Here is a 20,486-nt window from a genome sequence, read left to right as displayed (position 1 = left end):
GGAAGGCACGGAGAGGGGTTCGGCGTGCGTCCGCTTTGTGACACGCTTGCCCGGTGTACCGGTTGAGTGTGTCGTGCGGGAGCTTCCGCGATGAGCGTTGACGGGCGGGACGAGCCACTCGGTGGCGCCGGAGGCGACGTCGAGGCGGGCAGTCCGTCCGACCGGCAGGTGCCGGCCCGGCAGGTGCCGGCCCAGCGGGAGGCGGGCAGCGGGGCGACCTCGGCCGAGCTGCCTCCCTCCGACGGCGACCTGATCACCCGGATGCGCGGCGGCGACGACAGCGCCTACGAGGAGCTGTTCCGCCGGCACGCCGAGGCCGTACGCCGGTACGCGCGGACCTGCTGCCGGGACGGGCACACCGCCGAGGACCTCACCGCGGAGGTGTTCGCCCGAACCCTGCAGGCGGTCCGTGGCGGGGCCGGCCCCGACCAGGCCGTCCGCGCGTACCTGCTCACCACGGTGCGCAGGGTCGCTGCCGCGTGGACGAAGACGGCGAAGCGCGAACAGCTCGTCGAGGACTTCGCGGTCTTCGCCGAGCAGGCGGCCACGGGCACGGCAGGAGCCGAGACCGGGCTCGGGCTGTCCGGTGAGGACACGCTGGAACTGGGCGCGGACGTGCGGGCCATGCACGAAGCCGAGCAGACCCTGGCCATGCAGGCCTTCCGGAGCCTTCCGGAACGGTGGCAGGCCGTGCTGTGGCACACCACCGTCGAGGAGGCCTCGCCGAGCTCGATCGCGCCGCTGTTCGGGCTGACCGCCAACGCCACCGCGGTCCTGGCCGGCCGGGCCCGCGAAGGCCTCAAGCAGGCGTACCTGCAGGCGCACGTCAGTACGGCGCTCAGCGCGGGCGGGGACTGCGCGCGGTACGCGGACCGGCTGGGCGCCTATGCCCGGGGCGGGCTGCGGATGCGGGCGGAACGGGGGCTGCGCAAGCACCTGGAGGAATGCGCGAAGTGCCGGGTGGCGGCCGGCGAGCTCAAGGACGTCAACGCGGGCATTCCGGCGCTGCTTCCGGTCGCGGTCATCGGGTGGTTCGCCGCCGGGTACGCGGCCAAGGCGGCCGGAGTGGTCGCCGGTGGAGCCGCGGCCGCGGGCGGCGCCGGTGCAGCCGCGGCAGCGACCGGCGGATCGACGGCGGGAGCGGGCGCGGCAGGCGCGGGCACGGCAGGTGCCGCCGGCGCGGGAGCTGCCGGCGGTGCCGGCGGGGCGGGAGCTGCGGGTGGGGCCGGCGGGGGCGGGGCTTCGGCCGGGTCCGCGGCGGTCTCCGAGGGGCTCGGGCTGCCCGCCAAGGCCGCCCTCGCGGCCGGCGCCGCGGTGGCCGCGGCCGCCGGGCTGGTCTTCGCGTTCGCCGGGGACGAGGTCCAGCCCCAGGCCGGGGTGAAGCCCGCGCCGAGCGCCGTGGCCCCGGTGCTCCCGGAGGCCCCCGCACCGCCCGCGCCGGCACCGAGCCCGCCCGCGCCGCGGCCGCCGAGCGCGAAGGCGCCCGTACCGCCACAGCAGACCCCGAAGCCCACGCCCTCGCCCGCCCGGCCCGGCGCGGCCGCGGTGAGCCCGGCGCCCACCGCGCCGAAGCCGAGCCCGACGCCGCCTCCGAAGCCGGCCCCGCCGGCGAAGCCCGCGCCCAAGCCCAGCCCCACACCCACGCCCAAGCCGACCCCGCCGCCCGTGACGGTGCCGACCGGGTACCGGCTCGCCACGCTGAACCATGCGGCCTTCGGCGACCACACCGGGCCCGAGCTGGACACCTGGCGCAGCAGTTGGGTCTGGCAGCGCTGGGGCCTGCGCATCGACGACCGCCGCTTCGACCACGGCATCACGGTCAACTCCCGCTCCCGGGTGGAGATCCGGCTCAACCGGCAGTGCAGCAGCTTCTCCGCCCGGGTCGGGGTGGACGACCTGTCCCTGCTGAGCGACGGCACCGTGCGCTTCTCCGTCTACGGGGACGGCAGGCAGCTCTGGCGCTCCCCCGCCCTGGGCCACGGCGACCCCGCGGTCCCGGTCCAGGTCGGCGGCCTGGGCGGCAGCACAACGCTCCGCCTGGTCGTCGAACACGCCGCACCGCACACCCGGCTCACCCTGGCCGGCTGGGCCGACGCGGTCTTGACCTGCCGCTGAGCCGGCAGCGGCGACGCTACGACAGGGCCGGGCGGCGCAGCGGGACGCCGGTGGGAACGGCACGGCGGCGCGGGGTGGAGGTGCCGGTCCAGCAGGTGCCGCGGCGGGCCAGCAGCCGGCGCAGCCACAGCTCCATCGACACCAGTTCCGCCAGCCCGTCCAACGGCACCGGCCGGCCGTCCGCCGCGTCGCTCAGGGCCTGCTGGACCACCCGCGCCTCGATCAGCCCCGCGTCCGCCAGGAACGGGGAGGAGAAGAGCAGGAGCAGGTCGGGGAGAGCGGCACGCAGACCCAGCCGGGTCGCCGTCTCGTTCGGGGAGTGGGAGACCGCGCCCCAGCCCGGCGGGAGTTCACGGACCCCGGCCGCCGACAGCACCCCGCGCAGGATCGTGGCGCGGGCGCCCGGCTGGACCCGGAGGGACTCCGGAAGGGCGCGCGCGGCCCGCACCACCTGGTTGTCCAGGAACGGCGCGTGCAGCCGCTGACTGCGGATCTCCGCCGCCTGCTCGAAGACCCGGTGGTCGGCGGCGTGCCGGGCGAGGACCGAACGGGCCCGCGCCTCACCGGGGCGCAGCGACAGCGGCGGGCGGGCCGCGGCACTCCCCAGCCGGATCGATACTTCCGCCAGCGCCTCCCCGGTCAGCCAGCGCGCCGCCGGCCCGGGCCGGCACCAGGTCAGCGCGGAGAGGGAGGCGTCCACCGGACCGGAGGGCCCGGCGGCGAGCCGGCCGCCGCGCAGCTGCGCCGCCACCGCCTCCATCCCCGCCCGGTAGGAGGTGCGGGCCAGCCGGCGGGCAGCGGAGTAGACGGTCAACGGCACCAGCAGGGACGCCCCTTCGGTGGCCGCCGAGCGGGCCAGGGCCGCCACCGGCCGCAGCAGGTGCCGCCGGCGCCGGTCCATCAGCAGGTCGGCCAGCCGGGCCGGGTGCCCGTCCAGGACCTGGCGGGCGCCGTTGCCCACGAAGTGGTCGGCGGAGCCGGCGGCCAGCCGGCGCCGTTCCCGGGCGGCCACGACCAGTGCGGGACCGGGCTCGTCGGTGAGCGGGCCTTCGAGTTCGGCGTACGGGAGGGCCTCCGCGGAGGCGGCGACCACCACGTGGTGCAGCCGGGGGTCGGCGGCGATCAGGTGGGCCCGCTCCAGTTCGGCCTCCCGGCCCTGCGGGGTGACGAGGTCGTTGAAGGTGACGGCCAGCAGGCGTTCGCCGGCCGCCGTGGCGCCGTGGCCCAGGACGGTGCCGGGCGCGCCGGGCAGACCTGCGGCGAGCAGCGCCAAGGTCGCGGAGGCGCTGCCTCCGGAGAGGTCGGCGCCGATTCCGGGCACCGGCGCGGGTGCTCCGCGGGCCGCCCGCCGGTCCTCGGGTCCCATGCCGGGAACCGGCCCCGGGTCGTACGGAACGGTCTCGGGGGCATGCCGCGGCGCCGTGAGCCGGGCGCGCACCGCGTCGACGAGTGCTTCCCGTACGCCCTCCACCGCGCGCTCCGCGTCGATCTCCGGGGCGGCCACGGCGAGCGAGGCGACCGGCTCGTAGCCGGTGATCTCGCGGGAGCCCTCGCGCAGGATGAGGGCGTGGCCGGGCGGGATCCGCCGGACTCCGGCGTACGGTGTGCCGTCGCCCAGTGCCTCGGGGCTGTCGGGGCAGGCCAGCAGCGCCGCGAGGTGGCCGATGTCGAGCTGTGCCTCGATCAGGTCGGCGAGCGGGAGCGCGGCCGTCGCGTACGCCGTACCGCCTGCCCAGGGCGTGTAGAAGACGGGCCGGGCCCCGGCGAGGTCCCCGAGCACGGTGATCCGGCGGCCGGCCTGGACGACGGCGGTGTAGCTGCCCGGCCAGGAGGTCAGATGGCGCAGGGCGCCGCCGCGGGCGGCGTACAGGGCGCGGCGCAGTTCGTCGTCGCTCGCGCCGCAGCAGCCGAGGACGGCGAGCCGGGTGAAGGGGTCGGCGGGGTCGGCGGTGACGGTGCGGATCTCGTCGGCGCGCCAGTCGCCGACGGCCCACAGCGGGTCGGGGTCGCCCCAGAGGAGCTGGGCGCCGACGGGGTGGACGGTGCGTTCGGCGTCCTCGGCGGGGTCGTCCGGGTGGGCCGCATCGGCGATGCCCCCGTGGACGGGGCCGTCGTGGCCGGTGCCGGAGACGCGGCCCGCCGTACCGAAACTCGCGGCGATACTGCTCCAGCCCACCAACCAGCGCATCGCCGCCTCCCCGCTACCAGCATCGTGGCCACCTGTGGGTCGGGGTCCATGCTGCCACGAGAAGGGCGCGCGAGAGTCGGTAAGGGGGGCGCACATGCGGACGAACACGCCCCGGCCATGCGGTATTTGGCGTTCCGTTCCTGGCGCCCCGGCGTGCCCCATAGGTCGGTTTCGGCCATTCTTCGGCCACCCAGGGGTGATGTGCGCGGTGCGGTCCGGGAGGCGCGATCCACCCCCCGGACCGGTCCGCCACCCGCGGGGATTGAGGCGGCGGCGTCCCCCGGCCCGCCGGATCCGCGCAGCGGGCCGACCCACGCACCGGACATCGAATCGCCGGTCCTGCGGGCGGGCCAGAGCGCACGGGCAGGCGCACGGCCACACGGACGGAGCACGCGCTGACACGTGCGCCCCGGGCGGGACTGTGCACACGGACAACAATCCCGCCATACGGAAGTCGGGGCCTTAACGCTTGGGATGCGGGGAACTACGCTGGGTTTACGAATGCCGGGTGCCTATGCCCGGTGGCCGACCTTATGACCGTACGTGTGCGTCTTGCGTTCCGCGTGACGAGGGGTGGCGCATGTCCAGGGAGCTCCGCGAGCCCAACGAGAAGCTCGGCGCCGTCCTCGCCCTCGCCGGCATCAGCAACGCGGGGCTGGCCCGGCGGGTCAACGACCTCGGCGCGCAACGGGGCCTGACGCTTCGCTACGACAAGACCTCGGTGGCGCGCTGGGTGTCGAAGGGCATGGTCCCGCAGGGTGCCGCCCCTCATCTCATCGCCGCCGCCATCGGCGCCAAGCTGGGCCGGCCGGTGCCGCTGCACGAGATCGGGCTGGCCGATGCGGATCCGGCGCCCGAGGTGGGTCTCGGCTTCCCCCGCGACGTGGGGGCGGCCGTGCGCTCGGCCACCGATCTGTACCGGCTGGACCTGGCGGGGCGACGCGGCGGTGGCGGAATCTGGCAGTCGCTGGCCGGGTCCTTCTCCGTGGCGGCATACGCGACGCCCGCCTCCCGGTGGCTGATATCGCCGGCCGACAGCTCGGTGGCGCGGGAGGCCGCACCGCCGCCCGGCACGGGCGGAACCACCGGAGCCGCCGGAGCCACGGGAGCCACCGGGCACAACGGGCCTGCCGGCCCTGCAGGCCCGGCCGGCCCCACCGGGTCCGCCACCGGCCATGCCGCTGCTGTTGCCGTGTCCACATCGCCACCGCCGTCGCCCGCGTCTTCGCCGTCCTCCGTTGTGCCCTCGCAGCCGGGACCCGAAACTCCGCGCGAGCCCGCGCCGCGCCTCACCGACGCCTCACCGCAGCGGGTCGGCCACAGCGATGTGACCAAACTGCGCGAAGCGGCCGAGGACGCGCGCCGCTGGGACTCCAAGTACGGCGGCGGGGACTGGCGTTCGTCGATGGTGCCGGAGTGCCTCCGGATGGATGCCGCCCCGCTGCTGCTCGGCTCGTACAGCGACGAGGTGGGCCGGGCCCTGTTCGGCGCCACCGCCGAACTGACCCGGCTGGCCGGGTGGATGGCCTTCGACACCGGCCAGCAGGAGGCCGCCCAGCGGTACTACATCCAGGCCCTGCGACTGGCCCGCGCCGCGGCCGACGTACCGCTCGGCGGATACGTGCTGGCGTCCATGTCCCTGCAGGCCACCTACCGGGACTTCGCGGACGAGGGCGTCGACCTGGCACAGGCGGCCGTGGAACGCAACCGGGGCCTGGCCACCGCCCGCACCATGAGCTTCTTCCGGCTCGTCGAGGCCCGGGCGCACGCCAAGGCCGGCGACTCGCAGGCGGCCGGAGCGGCCCTGCGGGCGGCCGAAGGCTGGCTGGAGCGGTCCCGGGACGGGGATCCGGACCCCACCTGGCTCGGTTTCTACTCGTACGACCGTTTCGCGGCGGATGCGGCGGAATGCTACCGGGACCTCAAACTGCCCCGGCAGGTACGCCGCTTCACCGAGCAGGCACTGTCCCGGCCGACCGAGGAGTACGTCCGCTCGCACGGCCTCCGGCTGGTGGTCAGCGCGGTCGCCGAGCTGGAATCCGGCAACCTCGACGCGGCCTGCGCGGCCGGTGCCCGCGCGGTGGAGGTGGCGGGCCGGATCTCCTCCGCCCGCACCACCGAGTACGTACGGGACCTGCTGCACCGGCTGGAACCGTACGGGGACGAACCGCGCGTCGCCGAGCTGCGGGAACGGGCCCGGCCGCTGCTGGTCACGCCGGCCTGAACCCCGACCGAGCCCTCGGAGCACTCGCCGAGCCCGGCCGGAGACACGACCGGGAAACACGACCGGGGAACACGACCGGGAGACACGACCCGGCGAAACTTCCCGGAGCCTCTTCCCGGAGACACGAATCGGCGCCTGCCCGACGCCCCGAGGCTTGGTTGTCAGAGCCACGGTGCAGTATCAGGGGTGGGAGGTGGAGCGAGTGGGCAGCCTGGACTGCGATGTGCTGGTGATCGGCGGCGGGATCGTCGGCCTGTCGACCGCCCATGCGCTGTCCCGGCTCGCCCCGGGGACGCGGGTGGTGGTGCTGGAGAAGGAACCCGGCCCGGCCCGGCACCAGACCGGCCGCAACAGCGGCGTGATCCACAGCGGGATCTACTACCGGCCCGGCTCGCTGAAGGCGCGGTTCGCGGTGCGCGGGGCGGCCGAGATGGTCAAGTTCTGCGCGGAGCACGGCATCCCGCACGAGGTGACCGGCAAGCTGATCGTCGCCACCGAGCGGGCGGAACTGCCCCGGCTGCACGCGCTCGTCCAGCGCGGCCGGGAGAACGGCATTCCGGTGCGGGAGCTCGGTCCCGCACAGATCGCCGAATACGAGCCGGAGGTGCGAGGACTGGCCGCGATCCACGTCGGCACCACCGGGATCGTGGACTACGGGCGGGTCGCGGAGCAGCTGGCGGAGGCCTCGGGCGCGCAGGTGCTGTACGGGGAGCGGGTGGAGCTGATCTCGCGCCGCCCGTCCGCGGTCGCGGTGCGCACCGCGACCGGGCTCGTCGTGCGGGCCCGCGCGCTGGTCAACTGCGCGGGACTGCAGTGCGACCGGGTGGCCCGGCTGGCCGGCGACGACCCGGGCATGCGGATCATCCCCTTCCGCGGCGAGTACTACGACCTCGCCCGACCCTGGCTGGTGCGCGGCCTGGTCTATCCGGTCCCGGACCCGGCCTTCCCCTTCCTGGGCGTGCATCTGACCCGCGGCATCGGCGGCGGCGTCCATGTCGGGCCGAACGCGGTGCCGGCGCTGGCCCGCGAGGGGTACCGCTGGTCCGTGGTCCGGCCGCGAGACCTCGCCGGCGAGCTCGCCTGGCCCGGCACCTGGGCGATAGCGCGCCGCCACTGGCGGTACGGGGCCGGGGAGATCCACCGCTCCCTGTCTAAGCGCGCCTTCACCGAGGCGGTGCGCCGACTGCTGCCCGGGGTCGCCGAGGCGGATCTGCGGCCGGCGGGGGCGGGGGTGCGTGCGCAGGCGGTGCTGCGGGACGGCACCCTGGTGGACGACTTCCTGATCCGCGAGGCCCCGCGCACGGTCCACGTACTGAACGCCCCCTCCCCCGCCGCAACCGCCGCCCTCCCCATCGGCCGCGAAATCGCCCGCCGCGCCCTGACCGCCACCCGCACCTAACCCCCGCGGGCCCTGCCCAGCCCCGCCGGGCCGCCTCCAGCCCCGCCGGCGATTGAGGCGCGGGGGTCCGGGGGCTGTCCCCCGGCAACGGCGCCGCACCCGGACCCGGCACCCGCAGCCCGCCGGCCCCTTGCGGCTGGGTTGCCGCAGGCAACTCCAGCCCCGCCGGCGATTGAGGCGCGGGGGCCCGGGGGCTGGCCCCCGGCAACGGCGCCGTACGCGACAAGCGGCCGCTGCGCGGAGCCTTTCCCCACCCCGCCCCTTCCCGAACTGGGGCTCCGCCCCAGACCCCGCTCCTCAAACGCCGGAGGGGCTGGGGGGTACCGCCCGGCGGGGCCGGGGGGTGCGCCCGGCGGAACCCGGACCCCGCGCCTCAAACACCAGGCGAGGCTGGAGATGCCAAACACCGGGGAGGCTGGAAAGGCCAAACCCCGGCGGGGCTAGGTCGGTACCGCCCGGCGGGGCGGGGTGGGTGCCGGGGCGGGGTGGGTGCCGCCCGGCGGGGGACGGGGGCGGTTGGGGCGGGCGCGCGTGGGGGGGCGGGGGCGACCGTAGAATCGAGGCATTGTGTCTGAGTCTCCGAACCCCCAGCCCGAACCCAAGGCCCCGCCCCGCTGGCGCACCGAGCCGCGGTTCCCCGACGGCCCCTCCCCCGACCCGGCGGGATCCCACCACGAGCGGCGGATCCGCAGCTTCCAGCCGCGCCGCAGCCGGGTGACCACCGGGCAGGAGGACGCCCTGCGGCGGCTCTGGGGCGTGTGGGGCCTGGACATCGACGGGCACGAGGTCCTCGACCTCGACAAGCTCTTCGACGGGCTGCCCGTGGTCCTGGAGATCGGCTTCGGCATGGGCGAGGCCACCGCCCAGATGGCCGCCGACGACCCGGAGACCGGGATCCTCGCGGCCGACGTCCACACCCCGGGCCAGGGAAACCTGCTCGCCCTCGCCGAGCGCAACGGGCTGAGCAACATCCGCGTCGCCAACGGCGACGCGATCATCCTGCTCCGCGAGATGCTGCCGCCCGCCTCCCTCGCCGGGATGCGCGTCTTCTTCCCGGACCCCTGGCCCAAGAAGCGCCACCACAAGCGCCGACTGATCCAGCCCGAGTTCCTCACCCTGGCCGCGTCCCGTCTCGCGCCCGGCGCGGTCCTGCACTGCGCCACCGACTGGGAGCCGTACGCCGAGCAGATGCTCGAAGTGCTCAGCGCGCACCCGGACTTCGAGAACACGCAGGTCGACGGCGGATTCGCGGCGCGCCCGGCGTTCCGGCCTCTGACCCGGTTCGAGGGGCAGGGCCTGGACAAGGGGCACCTTGTACACGACCTGCTGTTCCGCCGCACCCCTTAACCCGGGAACGCACCGGGACCGGGCCGAAACCCGGGAACGTCACAGCGCGTGTCAGACCCGCTCGCTACTGTGATGGAGTGTTCGGAGCGCTCCGTGATGCTGACATCCGTGCTGTGCTCTCGCGCCCGTCGGGCACGGTCCGTACGTGCGTGCTCCTCGGCGTGCTCGCGGTGTCCGGGGCGGCCATCCTGGAGTTGGTGCGGGAAGAGACCGGCACCCCGGGGTTCTTCGTCGGCCTCGGCCTGGCCCTCCTGCCGGTCCCCCCGCTCATGGCGGCCTTCCGGTGGCTCGGCCGGGTCTCGCCGGGCCCTTGGGCGTACCTGCTGTACTGCTTCGGATGGGGTGCCTGCGCGGCGGCGCTGATCGCCATACTGGCCAACAGTTTCGCCACCGAGTGGATAGCCGCCTCCACCGCCGATCCCTCCGATGCCGACCAGCTCGGCTCGATCGCGATCGCGCCGGTGGTGGAGGAGACCGCCAAGGCAGCGGCCCTGCTGCTGGTGTTCGTGTTCCGAAGACGCCGGCTCAGCGCCCCGAGCGACGGACTGGTCATCGCGGGTTTCACGGCGACCGGCTTCGCCTTCACCGAGAACATCCTCTACCTGGGCAACGCCTTCGGCGAGGACCTCGGCACCGGTACGGGCGTGCTCGATTCGATGACCGCCGCCACCTTCTTCGTCCGGATCATGCTGTCCCCGTTCGCGCACCCGCTGTTCACGGTGCTCACCGGGCTCGGTTTCGGCGCGGCCGCCCTGTGCGCCCACCGGGCGGCACGGATCGGGCTGCCGCTGCTCGGGCTGGCGCTCGCGATGGGCGCGCACGCGCTGTGGAACAGCTCCTCCGAGCTCGGCGAGTACGGCTTCTACCTGGTGTACGGCTGCGTGATGGTCCCGGCGTTCGGGCTGCTGGTGTGGCTGGCCGTCCGGCTGCGGCGGCGTCAACTGCGTACGGTCGGCAGCGAGCTGGCGGTGTACGTGGCGGCGGGCTGGCTGGGCCAGGCCGAGGCGCGGGCGCTCGCCTCGATGCCCGCCCGGTCGCTGGCCCGTGCGCTGGCCCGGCATACGGGCGGCCGCGCGGCCGGGCGGGTGGTCGCCTCGTACGAGGCGGATGCGGTGGAGCTGGCGCTGCTGCGGCACCGGGCCCGGCGCGGTGGCCCGGCGGGGGTACCGGAGTTCGCCGACCGGGAGCGGGAGCTGCTGGGCCGGCTGTGGCTGCGCCGGTCGGAGGCGGGTCCGGCGCTGGCCCGCGCGGCGGTGGTGGAAGAGCTCGTGCCCCCGGTGTGGGAACAGCCGGCGGACGCGCCCGCCGGGCCGGTCTCGGTGCGGGTCGCGACACCGCCTGCCGTAGTGCCCAAGACGACGCCTGCCGAAGTGCCTGCCGAAGTGCCTGCCACAGCACCGGTCTCGGTGCCGGTCTCGGTGCCGGCGGCTAGACGTTCAGGCCCTTGGACTCCAGCCAGGCCAGCGGGTCCATCGTCGAACCACCCGCCGTGCGTACTTCCAGGTGCAGATGGGCCCCGGTGACGTTGCCCGTGGCGCCGACCCGGCCGATGGTGTCGCCGGTGCCGACGGAGCCGGAGGTCACCGCCATCGAGGAGAGGTGGCAGTACCAGATCTCGGTGCCGTCCTCGAGTTCCAGCACGATCCGGTAGCCGTAGGCCCCGGACCAGCCGGCCGAGGTGACCTTGCCGCCGTGCACGGCCTTGACCGGGGTGCCGGTCGGAGCGGCGAAGTCGAGGCCGGTGTGCTGCCCGGAGGACCACATGGAGCCGGAGTCGCCGTAGTGCGAGGTGAGGGTGTAGGCGGAGGTGGGCAGGGAGTAGCTCGCGGCCAGCTTGGCCAGCCGCTCGGCCTCCGCCTTGGCCTTGGCCTCCGCTTCGGCCTTGGCGCGGGCGGCGGCCTCGGCGGCCTTGCGCGCGGCCTCCTGCTTCGCCTTCGCCTCCTGCGCGGCGGCTTCCGCGGCGGCGCGTTCGGCGGCGATCCGTTCGGCGGCCGCGGCGGCGTCCTTCTGGGACTCGGCCTGCTGGAGGATGCGGTGGCGCAGGGCCTCGCCGGCATCGGCCTCGGCCACGCCCGTCTGCCGGGGGATGAAGGCCGTCCGCTCGCCGGATCCGCGGTCCGCGCGGGCGGAGTCGGCGCGGTCTTCCGGTCCGGTGGAGGCCTCGGCAGGGGCGTCGTCCCCGTCACCGACGAGGGAGTCCAGCGACGGGATGGACGGCATGGACGGCATGGATATGGAGACCTGGGGGCGGTCCTGCGCGGTGGCGATACCGCCGGCTCCGACGGCCGCGATCACACCGACGCCCAGCACGGTGGAGCTGCGGGCGAGTCCGCCGCGCTGCCGGGCGACCCGGTGCTTGCCCCGGGCCGGACGGACGGAGTCCTCAGTGGGGTTCCACTCGCCCCAGGCGCCGGCGGAGGCCTCTTCCTGGTTCTCGATACCTTCCACCGGGGTGACTCCTTCTGGCGCACACGCGCACGGCGCCGCCTCTTGCGACGGTTGGGACGACCGCGCTGCGTTATCGAACGGTAATAGACAGAGGTATGTGATTCCAAGCTGTTGCCGTAGATCGTTCACGCCAATCGGCCACTCCCTGACTGGCTTTGGCCTCCGCATTCGCCGCATAACAGGGTTCAACCGGGACAATCCGGCGGCCCCATCGACATTCCCTCGGCCACCAACAGAACATGACGACCCGTCAATCACAGTGCGGAGCGCTCCCCTTCGGTCACTCACCGTGGCGACGGGTCGCCGGTACGGTCCGCCGCCGGCGTGCCGGCGTAGATCCGTGGTGAGGGCGGGGGCCGATCGGGCGGGGAACGACGAAGGCCCGGATCCATGGGATCCGGGCCTTCGTACTGAGTAGCGGGGACAGGATTTGAACCTGCGACCTCTGGGTTATGAGCCCAGCGAGCTACCGAGCTGCTCCACCCCGCGTCGGTAAACACAACCTTACGCCATCCGGGAGCCGCCCGACGCCAATTAATCTCCGGGCCGCCCCCGGGCCGCCCCCGAACCCGCCCGGATCCCAGCTGCCCCTTAGAGCCGGCCCAGAAAAGCGGCCAGATTCCCGGTCATCCGGTCGATCTGCTGCTCCACCGTCAGAGACTCCTCGAACCGCCCGCCCGGCTCCGGCTGCCGCTTTCCCCGCACGTAGAGGGAGCAGGCCATGTCCGTGCACAGGTAGATGCCGACCGAGTTCCCCTCCCGCCCTTCCTTCCCGCTCTTGCGGGCGGTCATCAGCGAGACCCCGCTGCCGGGGTGGGTGGTCAGACAGAGGTTGCACATGCTGCGGTGCAGGAACCCGCGCTTCACGGACGGGAAGCGGAGCGCGACGCCGACGAGGCGGCCCCCGTGCTCGGTCACCAGATAGCTGCGGTCGGGGGCGGACAGGTCGCGCCAGCCCAGGAAGTCCAGATCCGCCCAGGGGCGGTCGGCCAGATCGCGGGGCAGCGGCATCCGCGCGGCCTCGCCCTTGGTGCAGTTGACGAACGAGTTGCGGATCTCGGTCTCGGTCAGTGCCTTCATGCCCGCGACGCTAGGCTTGCCTAGATCCCCTAGGCAAATGATTAACAGCCCAAGGAAGCGAGGGACCGTTGGCGGCACGCGCGGGACTCACCCCCGACCGCATCGTCGAGGCGGCCGCGGAGCTGGCGGACGCCGCCGGCTTCGACCGGATCACCGTTTCGGCGCTCGCCCGGCAGTTCGGCGTCAAGGACGCCAGCCTCTACTCCCACGTCCGGAGCCTGCAGGACCTGCGGGAGCGGCTGGCGGTGCGCTGTGCGGCCGAGTTCGCCGACCGGCTCGGCTCGGCCCTGGCCGGCCGCTCCGGCAAGGACGCCCTGTCCGGCTTCGCCACCGCCTACCGCGACTACGCGGCCGAGCACCCGGGCCGGTACGCCGCCACCCAGCTCCCGCTCCCCCCGGAGATCAGCGCCGCCTCCCCGGGCCACCGCCGCATGATCGAGTACACGTACGCGCTGTTCCTCGGCTACGACCTGACCGAGCCGGACCTGACGGACGCGGTCCGGCTGCTCCGCAGCACCCTCTACGGCTTCACCGCCCTGGAGGTCTCCGGCGCCTTCCTGGCCCCGCGCCCCCGGGAAGAGTCCTGGCCGCGGATGCTGGAGGCCCTGCACGTCCTGCTGTCCAACTGGCCACCGCAGGCCTGAACAGCAGCCTGAACAGCGGGAAGCCCCGACCGGTTTCCGGTCGGGGCTTCCCGTGCGAGCGGTAGGCCATGTCGGACTCGAACCGACAACCAATGGATTAAAAGTCCACTGCTCTGCCAATTGAGCTAATGGCCCTTGGTGTGCTCTCCCCAGAGCATAGCCGGACAGCGCCCGTCAGCCGATCGGGTATCGGCTGACGGGTCGCAGGTGTGTCAGGACCGGTGCCGCGGGAGCATCAGGGGATCGCCTTGAAGCCGCCGTAGCCGTAGGCGAAATCGCATTTCCAGTACAGCGAACTGCCGTACGCCTCAAGCTCCTTGATGTCGCAGCCGGCCACCTTGTCCGTCCGTCCGCACACCCCTGCGCCGTGCACGAGCCGAAGGACTTGAGCCCCGGCAACGGGAGAGGGCCCGTACGACACCGGGTGTCGTACGGGCCCTCTGGGCCGTTCAGTTCAGCTGAGCAGGTCAGCCGTTGCGCTTCCAGCGCGGCTTGTCGTCGCGGCGGCCGGCGCCGAAGGAGGAGCCGGAGCCGGAGCCGGAGCCCGACGGGCGGTGGTCGTCGCGGCGGCCGTACGGGCGGTCGCTGCCGCCGGAGCGGAAGCCGCCCGAGGGGCGGTCGTCGCGGCGGTCGCGGTTGAACGGGCGGTCGCCGCCACCGGAGCGGAAGCCACCGGACGGGCGGTCGTCGCGGCGGAAGCCGCCACGGTCGCCACCGCGGTCGTCGCGGTTGAAGCCGCCACCGCGGTTGTCGTCACGACGGTCGTCGCGGCGGAAGCCACCGGAGGGACGGTCGTCGCGGTTGAAGCCCCCACCACGGTTGTCGTCGCGGCGGAAGCCACCGGACGGACGGTCGTCGCGGCGGAAGCCGCCACGGTCGCCACCGCGGTCGTCGCGGTTGAAGCCGCCACCACGGTTGTCGTCACGACGGTCGTCGCGGCGGAAGCCACCGGACGGACGGTCGTCGCGGCGGAAGCCGCCACGGTCGCCACCACGGTTGTCGTCACGACGGTCGTCGCGGCGGAAGCCACCGGACGGACGGTCGTCGCGGCGGAAGCCGCCACGGTCGCCACCACGGTCGCCACCACGGTTGTCGCGGCGCTCGTAGTTGCCCCGCTCGTCGCGGCGCTCGTACGTGCGCTCCGGGCGCTCCTCGGCGACCGGCGCGGCCGCGATCTCCGCGGCGACCTCGGCCACGGCGGCCTCCGCGGCCTCGGCCACGGCGGTCTCCGGGTCCTCGCCGCGCTCACGGGCGGCACGGGCGACGAGGCGCTCGGCCTCCTCACGGAGCTCGACGGCGCGCTTCTGGAGGCGGTCCAGCTGCTTGGTCAGCTCGGCGACCTCGCGCTCGGCCTGCTTGGCGGCGTTGTTCGCGGAGTCGGCCTGGACCTCGGTCAGCGAGCGGGCGCCGGTGATCTCGGCGACCTCGGGGTCGAAGGCGCCGGCACCGCCGACGATGTGGCGCGAGGCGTCGACGCCCGCGTCCTCCATCAGGCGGAAGATCTGGCGGCGCTGGTGCGGGAGGGCCAGGGACACGACGACGCCCGAGCGGCCGGCGCGGGCGGTACGGCCCGAGCGGTGCAGGTAGTCCTTGTGGTCGCCGGCCGGGTCCACGTTGAGGACCAGGTCGATGCCGTCCACGTGGATGCCGCGGGCGGCGACGTCGGTGGCGACGAGCGCGTTGACGTAGCCGTCCTTGAAGTCGGCCAGCGTGCGGGTACGCGCGCCCTGGGTCATGCCGCCGTGCAGCGCGTCGGCCTTCACGCCCGACTCGCGCAGCTGCTCGGCGATCCGGTCGGCGCCCAGCTGGGTGCGGACGAAGATGATGGTGCGGCCCTTGCGGGCGGCGATGGCGGCGGTGACCGGCGCCTTGTCCTTCGGCTTCACGACCAGGACGTGGTGGGTCATGGTGGTGACGTTGCCCTGGGCGCTGTCGACCTCGTGGACGACCGGGTTCGACAGGTAGCGCTTGACCAGCGTGCTGATCTCGTTCTCCATGGTGGCGGAGAAGAGCAGGCGCTGACCGCCGACCGGAACCTGGTCGAGCAGCTCGGTGACCTCGGGCAGGAAGCCCAGGTCGGCCATCTGGTCGGCCTCGTCGAGGATCGCGACCTTGACCTGCTCCAGGGAGCAGGCGCCGCGGTTGATGATGTCGCGCAGACGGCCCGGGGTGGCGACGAGGATGTCGACGCCGCGCTCCAGCGCGTAGATCTGGTTGCCCATGGAGGTACCGCCGCAGACGACCTTCATCTTCAGGCCGAGCACGTCGCCGTAGGGCTGGAGGGCGTCCGCGACCTGCATCGCGAGCTCACGGGTCGGCGTGAGGATGATGCCGCGGGGCTTCTTCTTGTCGGTGTGCCCGCCGGCCAGGGTGGCCAGGAGCGGGAGACCGAAGGAGAGGGTCTTGCCGGAGCCGGTGCGGCCACGGCCGAGGATGTCCTTGCCGGCCAGGGCGTCCGGGATGGTCGCGGCCTGGATCGGGAAGGGGGTGGTGACGCCGTTCTGCGCGAGCTTGCGCACGACGCCCTCCGGCAGACCGAGGTCGCCGAAGGTGATCGTGGGCTCGGCGTCGGTGTCGGCGTCGATGGTGTCGGTCTCGTCGGCAACGTCTACAACGTCGGCAACTTCAGCCTCGAGCGCCTCGATGGTCTCGTCGACCACAAGGGTCTCGACGGCCTCGATCGAGTCGTTCTCGGGCATGACGGCACGGTCAGAACTGGAAATGGACATGCGAAATGCGAAACCTTCCGGAGTCTCGGCACGCGCCCAAACTCCGTGAATCGCAAATCGACCGCCTCAATGCGGTCAGCCACGGCTAGGGAGAGTACGCGCCACGCGGCGCTCTTCGGATTCGGCGCCGGGCAATGGGATCAAACGATCTATAACCATACGCACCCCTCCCCCCACCTGGCAAGTCCGCAGGTCGGACCGGGCCCCGGGGTGTCCCAGGGCCCGTCCGGGCCCCGGCCTGCCGCCCGGGTCTACGGGCTGGGCTGGCTGCTGGGCTCCGGGTCCGGGGGCACCGGCGGTGTGGATTCGGTCACAGGCGGGGGCGGGGTGGACGGGTCGACCGGCGGGGGCGGCTCGGAGGCGCCCGAGCCACCGGAATCCCCGCCTCCGGGGTCCGGGTCCACCGGCTCCTCGCCGCCGCTCCCGCCACCCGGCCCCTGGCCGCCGCCGGGCCCTCCGGATCCGCCGGACCCGCCCGAGGCACCCGTACCGGCGGAGGGCGAGGGGCCGCCGGGCGCGCCGGGCGAGGCCCCTGGGCTGGGGGAGGCGCCGGGGTGGAGCTTGCCGTCCTCGCCGGGCTTGCCGTCCTTGGCGCCCGCACCGCCCTTCGGCCCGTGCCCGGCCCCGTGACCGGTGCCGCCCCGGCCGGAACCGCTGCCTCCGCCCGAATCGGCGGCCGCCCCCGGGCGGTCGCCGGACGAGGACGGCGCGGGCTTCGCGGAGTCGTCGCTCACACTCATGCAGCCCGCCGCCGCCGCGACCGCGAGCGCGGTGACGGCCAGTCGGACGGACGCGGCGGAGAACTGGCGCACGGGTGGCACCTCCGGGACAAGGCGGCGAGGGCCCGCGAGGAACGGGTCAATGGACCCAACTCCGTTTGCCCCGTTCGGGACACGCCCCTGCGGACACCTCCTGTCCGCAAATCCGCCCGCGCAGCGCCCACGCAACCGCAACCGCAACCGCGCAAGGCAAGCAAGGCAACCGCACAGCGCAGCCGCCCTCACCGCTCCAGCAGCTGCTCCGCCACCTCCATGCCCAGGTGTACGGCGCCCAGCCCGACCAGCACGGACGCCGCCACGTTCGCCGCGGCCAGGAACCCCGCGCCGCGCTCGGCCAGCCGGAGCGTCTCGTACGAGAAGGTCGAGTACGTGGTCAGCGCCCCGCACAGCCCGGTCCCCAGCAGCAGGCCGAGCCGCGACCCCGCACCCCCGGCGAGCACCGCCCCGGTCAGCGCGCCCAGCACCAGGCAGCCGGCCGCGTTCACCGTGAACGTCCCCCAGGGGAACACCGAATCGTGCCGGACCTGCACCGCACGGTCCGTCAGATAGCGCAACGGCGCCCCCACCGCCCCGCCCAGGATCACCAGCAGCCAGTTCACCGGCGCTCCCGGACCGCGAGCCGGGTCACCGAGGCCGCCGCCCAGACCGCGCCCAGCGCCCCGGCGAGGGTGCCGGCCGCGTACGCCAGCGCCCGCCCGGCCTCCCCTTCGTCCAGCAGCCGGGAGAAGTCCACGGCGTACGTCGAGAAGGTGGTGAACCCGCCGAGCACCCCGACCCCGAGGAACGGCCGCACCAGCGGATGCGCCGTCCGCCCGCCCTCGCCGATCAGCACCATCAGGACGCCGATCAGGGCGCAGCCGGCCACATTGGTCCAGAAGGTGGCCCACGGGAACGCCCCCGGTCCGGCCGGCCACGCCAGCAACAGCCCGTACCGCGCCGCCGACCCGAGCGCGCCGCCCGCCGACACCGCCGCGAGCACCCGCCCCTGCGGCTCGGCGCGCTGGGCCGGCACGTGCAGGTCGACGTCCGGATCGATCGCCTCCGCGCCTTCCACCGGCCGGGTCATCCGTTCACCACGCGAGCCATTCTCGCGTGGGGCGTCCGCGGCCGCCCGCCCTCGCGGACAATGGCGGTGTGCTGGAGATGACGCGTGACGCGTTCGAAGAGCTCGTGGCCGAGGCCCTCGACACCATCCCGCCCGAACTCACCCGGGTGATGGACAACGTCGCGGTGTTCGTGGAGGACGAACCCCATCCGAGCGACCCCGAGCTCCTCGGCCTCTACGAGGGCACCCCCCTCACCGAGCGCGGCGAGTGGTACGCCGGGGTCCTCCCTGACCGCATCTCGATCTACATGGGCCCGACCCTGCGTTACTGCGAGACCCCGGAAGACGTGGTGCACGAAGTCGCCGTGACCGTGGTCCACGAGATCGCTCACCACTTCGGCATCGACGACGACCGCCTCCACGAGCTGGGCTGGGGCTGACCCCTCCGGAGGAAACCGTTTTGGCGATAGCTCCCCTCATCCCATATGCTTCTCACGTCCCCGACGCGCTGGAAAGCGCCCAGGTGGGCCCTTAGCCCTCATCGTCTAGTGGCCCAGGACGTCGCCCTTTCAAGGCGGTAGCACGGGTTCGAATCCCGTTGGGGGCACGCATCACTCTGTGCGAGACTTGTCTGGCACAGACACCATGGTCCTGTGGAGCAGTTGGTTAGCTCGCCACCCTGTCAAGGTGGAGGTCGCGGGTTCAAGTCCCGTCAGGATCGCTGAGGCTCGAAAGAGTCCTCGTGGCTGGGTAGCTCAGTTGGTACGAGCGATCGCCTGAAAAGCGATAGGTCGCCGGTTCGACCCCGGCCCCAGCCACAAGTGAGAAGGCCCCGTCCGATGGACGGGGCCTTTCCCGTTCTCCCCTACTCCGGCTCCTCCGCCGTACGCGCCCGGCGGCGCCACTGCACCAGCCCGGCGGCCGGCGCGGCCACCGCGATCAGCCCGAGCAGCGCCCAGTCCGGCACCCGGTCCGCGAAGGACCGCACCCACTGCTCCACCGCGTAGGAGTCGTCCACGTCCAGCAGCCCCGGCAGCGCGCTCGCCCCGTCGTAGGCCAGGAACAGGCCGCCCAGGGCGATGAAGAACAGCCCGGACAGCAGCGAGGTGGTGTGCAGCTCGAACCGCCCCACCGAGAAGGCCCGGCCGCGCAGCCACCGGCGCCGGCCCAGCTCGAACCGCTCCCACAGCAGCGCGAGCAGGAACAGCGGTACGGCCATCCCGAGCGCGTACACGGCCAGCAGCACCCCGCCGTAGACCGGGGAGCCGGACACCGCCGCCACCGTCAGGACGCTGCCCAGGATCGGGCCGGCGCAGAACCCGGCCAGGCCGTAGACCGCCCCCAGCGCGTACACCGACAGCGCGGTGGTCGGGCGGATCCGGCCGGAGAGCTCGGCCATCCGGCGGGAGGCGAAGCCCAGGCCGAGGATCTGCGCCAGGCCCAACGCGATGATCAGCCAGCCGCCGGCCAGCACCAGCTGGTCGCGGTTGCCGTGGAAGAACCGGCCCGCGGTGGAGGAGGCCGCGCCCAGCGGCACCAGGGTGCTCGCGAGGCCGGCGTAGAAGATCCCGGTGCGGGCGAGCAGCCGCGAGGGGGAGTCGATCGAGTACGCGAAGAAGGCCGGCAGCAGCAGGGCGCTGCACGGACTGAGCAGGGCGAGGAGGCCGCCCAGCAGCGCGGCCAGGTATCCGATCTCCACTACTGCGCGGCCTTCGCCTTCTCGATCGCCTCGGTGAAGGCGTCCAGGGGCTGGGCGCCGGCGATCGGCTTCCCGTTGACCAGGAAGGAGGGGGTGGAGCTGACCCCGATGCGGTACCCCTCCTCCTGATCCTTAGCCAGGGCCTGCCGGGCGGCGTCCCCGTCCATGTCCTTCTTGAACCGTTCCAGGTCCGGCACCCCGGCCTCCTCGGCCAGCTCCAGCAGCCGGTCCGCGCCGAAGCCCTTGGCCTTGGCACCGTCGGCGTAGGCGGCGGCGTGGAACTGCCGGAACCGGTCCTGCTGCCCGGCGGCCCAGGCGGCCCTGGCAGCGGCCTCGGACTCGGCCCCGAAGATCGGGAAGTTCCGCCACTCGATGCGCAGGGTTCCGTTCTCCACGTACTTCTTCACCAGCTCGGGCTCGGTGTCCCGGGCGAACTTGCCGCAGTACCCGCATTTGAAGTCGGAGTACTCGATGAGTACGACGGGCGCGTCGGCGCGGCCGGCCGCCAGCTTGTCCCCGGCCTCCCGCCGCGCGAGTGCGAGCAGCTCCGCGTTGGCGTCGGAGGCTCCGGCGGCGCCGGACTCCCCGGGCACCGGCGCGGCGGGACCGCCGGGCACCGTCGCGTCGTACCGGGCCGCCCGGTCCTCGGGCGCGCCGGCCTGCCAGGACAGCAGTCCGAGGGTGACGGCGGCGAGCGCGACCCCGGCGGAGATCAGCAGCGGCTTCTTGGACGCGGGCGTCCGGGGGCGGGACATGACGGGCCTCTCACTCGTACGGCGGGTCGGTTCG

The 20,486-nt window shown here is 73.9% G+C and carries 17 protein-coding genes and 5 tRNA genes; 10 read left to right on the top strand and 12 right to left on the bottom strand.

Going from position 1 to position 20,486, the window contains the following annotated elements; translation table 11 throughout:
• The first annotated feature begins 90 nt into the window (after positions 1-90).
• Positions 91-2,115: a sigma-70 family RNA polymerase sigma factor gene (locus AB0447_RS23950; protein WP_366478764.1), complete on the top strand. Its 2,025-nt coding sequence runs from the start codon at positions 91-93 to the stop codon at positions 2,113-2,115.
• A gap of 16 nt (positions 2,116-2,131) precedes the next feature.
• Here AB0447_RS23950 and AB0447_RS23945 read toward each other — a convergent pair whose 3' ends face one another.
• Positions 2,132-4,303, bottom strand: coding sequence for an asparagine synthase-related protein (locus AB0447_RS23945; protein ID WP_366478763.1), 2,172 nt, complete (start codon positions 4,301-4,303; stop codon positions 2,132-2,134).
• A 580-nt stretch (positions 4,304-4,883) separates the two neighbouring features.
• Here AB0447_RS23945 and AB0447_RS23940 point away from each other — a divergent pair.
• The 4 genes from AB0447_RS23940 to AB0447_RS23925 all read left to right on the top strand — a co-directional run bounded on the left by AB0447_RS23940 (position 4,884) and on the right by AB0447_RS23925 (position 10,796).
• Positions 4,884-6,527, top strand: coding sequence for a sporulation protein (locus tag AB0447_RS23940; protein ID WP_366478762.1), 1,644 nt, complete (start codon positions 4,884-4,886; stop codon positions 6,525-6,527).
• Between the two features lie 202 nt (positions 6,528-6,729).
• Entirely contained in the window at positions 6,730-7,926 is a 1,197-nt protein-coding gene (gene lhgO / locus AB0447_RS23935) for an L-2-hydroxyglutarate oxidase (RefSeq protein ID WP_366478761.1), read from the top strand.
• 567 nt (positions 7,927-8,493) lie between these two features.
• Complete coding sequence (trmB, locus tag AB0447_RS23930) at positions 8,494-9,273, top strand: tRNA (guanosine(46)-N7)-methyltransferase TrmB (protein WP_366478760.1); 780 nt, start codon at positions 8,494-8,496, stop codon at positions 9,271-9,273.
• Between the two features lie 113 nt (positions 9,274-9,386).
• Positions 9,387-10,796, top strand: a complete 1,410-nt coding sequence (locus AB0447_RS23925; protein ID WP_366478759.1) for a PrsW family glutamic-type intramembrane protease — start codon at positions 9,387-9,389, stop codon at positions 10,794-10,796.
• On the opposite strand, the gene AB0447_RS23920 is transcribed toward AB0447_RS23925, so the two are convergent.
• From AB0447_RS23920 to AB0447_RS23910, 3 genes are all read right to left on the bottom strand, one after another.
• On the bottom strand, positions 10,702-11,721 hold the full coding sequence (locus AB0447_RS23920; RefSeq protein WP_366478758.1) for a M23 family metallopeptidase: 1,020 nt from the start codon (positions 11,719-11,721) through the stop codon (positions 10,702-10,704). The two genes, AB0447_RS23925 and AB0447_RS23920, sit on opposite strands and share 95 nt — an antisense overlap.
• Before the next feature lie 415 nt (positions 11,722-12,136).
• A tRNA-Met gene (locus AB0447_RS23915) sits at positions 12,137-12,210 on the bottom strand.
• A 102-nt stretch (positions 12,211-12,312) separates the two neighbouring features.
• Positions 12,313-12,801, bottom strand: a complete 489-nt coding sequence (locus tag AB0447_RS23910; RefSeq protein ID WP_366478756.1) for an FBP domain-containing protein — start codon at positions 12,799-12,801, stop codon at positions 12,313-12,315.
• 68 nt (positions 12,802-12,869) lie between these two features.
• Here AB0447_RS23910 and AB0447_RS23905 point away from each other — a divergent pair, with 68 nt between their 5' ends.
• Positions 12,870-13,445, top strand: a complete 576-nt coding sequence (locus tag AB0447_RS23905; protein ID WP_366478755.1) for a TetR-like C-terminal domain-containing protein — start codon at positions 12,870-12,872, stop codon at positions 13,443-13,445.
• A gap of 62 nt (positions 13,446-13,507) precedes the next feature.
• Here the strand turns inward: AB0447_RS23905 and AB0447_RS23900 are convergent.
• From AB0447_RS23900 to AB0447_RS23875, 6 genes are all read right to left on the bottom strand, one after another.
• Positions 13,508-13,580, bottom strand: a tRNA-Lys gene (locus AB0447_RS23900).
• Between the two features lie 100 nt (positions 13,581-13,680).
• The gene (locus AB0447_RS23895; protein ID WP_366478754.1) at positions 13,681-13,818 is read right to left on the bottom strand and encodes a hypothetical protein; all 138 of its coding nucleotides are present in this window, start codon (positions 13,816-13,818) and stop codon (positions 13,681-13,683) included.
• Positions 13,819-13,912: 94 nt separating this feature from the next.
• A complete protein-coding gene (locus AB0447_RS23890; protein WP_366478753.1) occupies positions 13,913-16,174 on the bottom strand; it encodes a DEAD/DEAH box helicase in 2,262 nt (753 codons plus the stop codon).
• Between the two features lie 251 nt (positions 16,175-16,425).
• Positions 16,426-16,986 (bottom strand): hypothetical protein, encoded by a 561-nt coding sequence (locus AB0447_RS23885; RefSeq protein WP_366478751.1) that lies wholly within the window; start codon positions 16,984-16,986, stop codon positions 16,426-16,428.
• Between the two features lie 188 nt (positions 16,987-17,174).
• The gene (gene crcB / locus AB0447_RS23880) at positions 17,175-17,552 is read right to left on the bottom strand and encodes a fluoride efflux transporter CrcB (protein ID WP_366478750.1); all 378 of its coding nucleotides are present in this window, start codon (positions 17,550-17,552) and stop codon (positions 17,175-17,177) included.
• The gene (locus AB0447_RS23875) at positions 17,549-18,019 is read right to left on the bottom strand and encodes a CrcB family protein (RefSeq protein WP_366478749.1); all 471 of its coding nucleotides are present in this window, start codon (positions 18,017-18,019) and stop codon (positions 17,549-17,551) included. The genes crcB and AB0447_RS23875 overlap by 4 nt, the downstream gene beginning before the upstream one ends.
• A 68-nt stretch (positions 18,020-18,087) precedes the next feature.
• Between AB0447_RS23875 and AB0447_RS23870 the strand changes: the two genes are divergently transcribed.
• From AB0447_RS23870 to AB0447_RS23855, 4 genes are all read left to right on the top strand, one after another.
• Positions 18,088-18,438 (top strand): metallopeptidase family protein, encoded by a 351-nt coding sequence (locus AB0447_RS23870; protein WP_366478748.1) that lies wholly within the window; start codon positions 18,088-18,090, stop codon positions 18,436-18,438.
• A 94-nt stretch (positions 18,439-18,532) separates the two neighbouring features.
• Positions 18,533-18,605, top strand: a tRNA-Glu gene (locus AB0447_RS23865).
• Positions 18,606-18,645: 40 nt separating this feature from the next.
• Positions 18,646-18,719: transfer RNA gene (locus AB0447_RS23860), tRNA-Asp, on the top strand.
• 23 nt (positions 18,720-18,742) lie between these two features.
• Positions 18,743-18,816: transfer RNA gene (locus AB0447_RS23855), tRNA-Phe, on the top strand.
• A 47-nt stretch (positions 18,817-18,863) separates the two neighbouring features.
• Here AB0447_RS23855 and AB0447_RS23850 read toward each other — a convergent pair.
• Positions 18,864-19,697, bottom strand: a complete 834-nt coding sequence (locus AB0447_RS23850; protein ID WP_366478746.1) for a cytochrome c biogenesis CcdA family protein — start codon at positions 19,695-19,697, stop codon at positions 18,864-18,866.
• Complete coding sequence (locus AB0447_RS23845) at positions 19,697-20,452, bottom strand: thioredoxin domain-containing protein (protein WP_366478745.1); 756 nt, start codon at positions 20,450-20,452, stop codon at positions 19,697-19,699. The genes AB0447_RS23850 and AB0447_RS23845 overlap by 1 nt, the downstream gene beginning before the upstream one ends.
• Positions 20,453-20,486 lie beyond the last annotated feature (34 nt).

Origin of the sequence: Streptomyces sp. NPDC051211 (assembly GCF_040689505.1) — a bacterium.
Classification (GTDB): domain Bacteria; phylum Actinomycetota; class Actinomycetes; order Streptomycetales; family Streptomycetaceae; genus Streptomyces.
Note: the sequence above shows the minus strand (reverse complement) of the source record. Positions and strands in the feature narration are given on the sequence as shown.

Bases quoted from the DNA above. Each gene is read 5' to 3' on its own strand.
- AB0447_RS23845 (WP_366478745.1), bottom strand. From the start codon at position 20,452: ATGTCCCGCCCCCGGACGCCCGCGTCCAAGAAGCCGCTGCTGATCTCC.
- AB0447_RS23940 (WP_366478762.1), top strand. From the start codon at position 4,884: ATGTCCAGGGAGCTCCGCGAGCCCAACGAGAAGCTCGGCGCCGTCCTC.
- AB0447_RS23875 (WP_366478749.1), bottom strand. From the start codon at position 18,019: ATGACCCGGCCGGTGGAAGGCGCGGAGGCGATCGATCCGGACGTCGAC.
- AB0447_RS23945 (WP_366478763.1), bottom strand. From the start codon at position 4,303: ATGCGCTGGTTGGTGGGCTGGAGCAGTATCGCCGCGAGTTTCGGTACG.
- AB0447_RS23910 (WP_366478756.1), bottom strand. From the start codon at position 12,801: ATGAAGGCACTGACCGAGACCGAGATCCGCAACTCGTTCGTCAACTGC.
- AB0447_RS23950 (WP_366478764.1), top strand. From the start codon at position 91: ATGAGCGTTGACGGGCGGGACGAGCCACTCGGTGGCGCCGGAGGCGAC.
- AB0447_RS23890 (WP_366478753.1), bottom strand. From the start codon at position 16,174: ATGTCCATTTCCAGTTCTGACCGTGCCGTCATGCCCGAGAACGACTCG.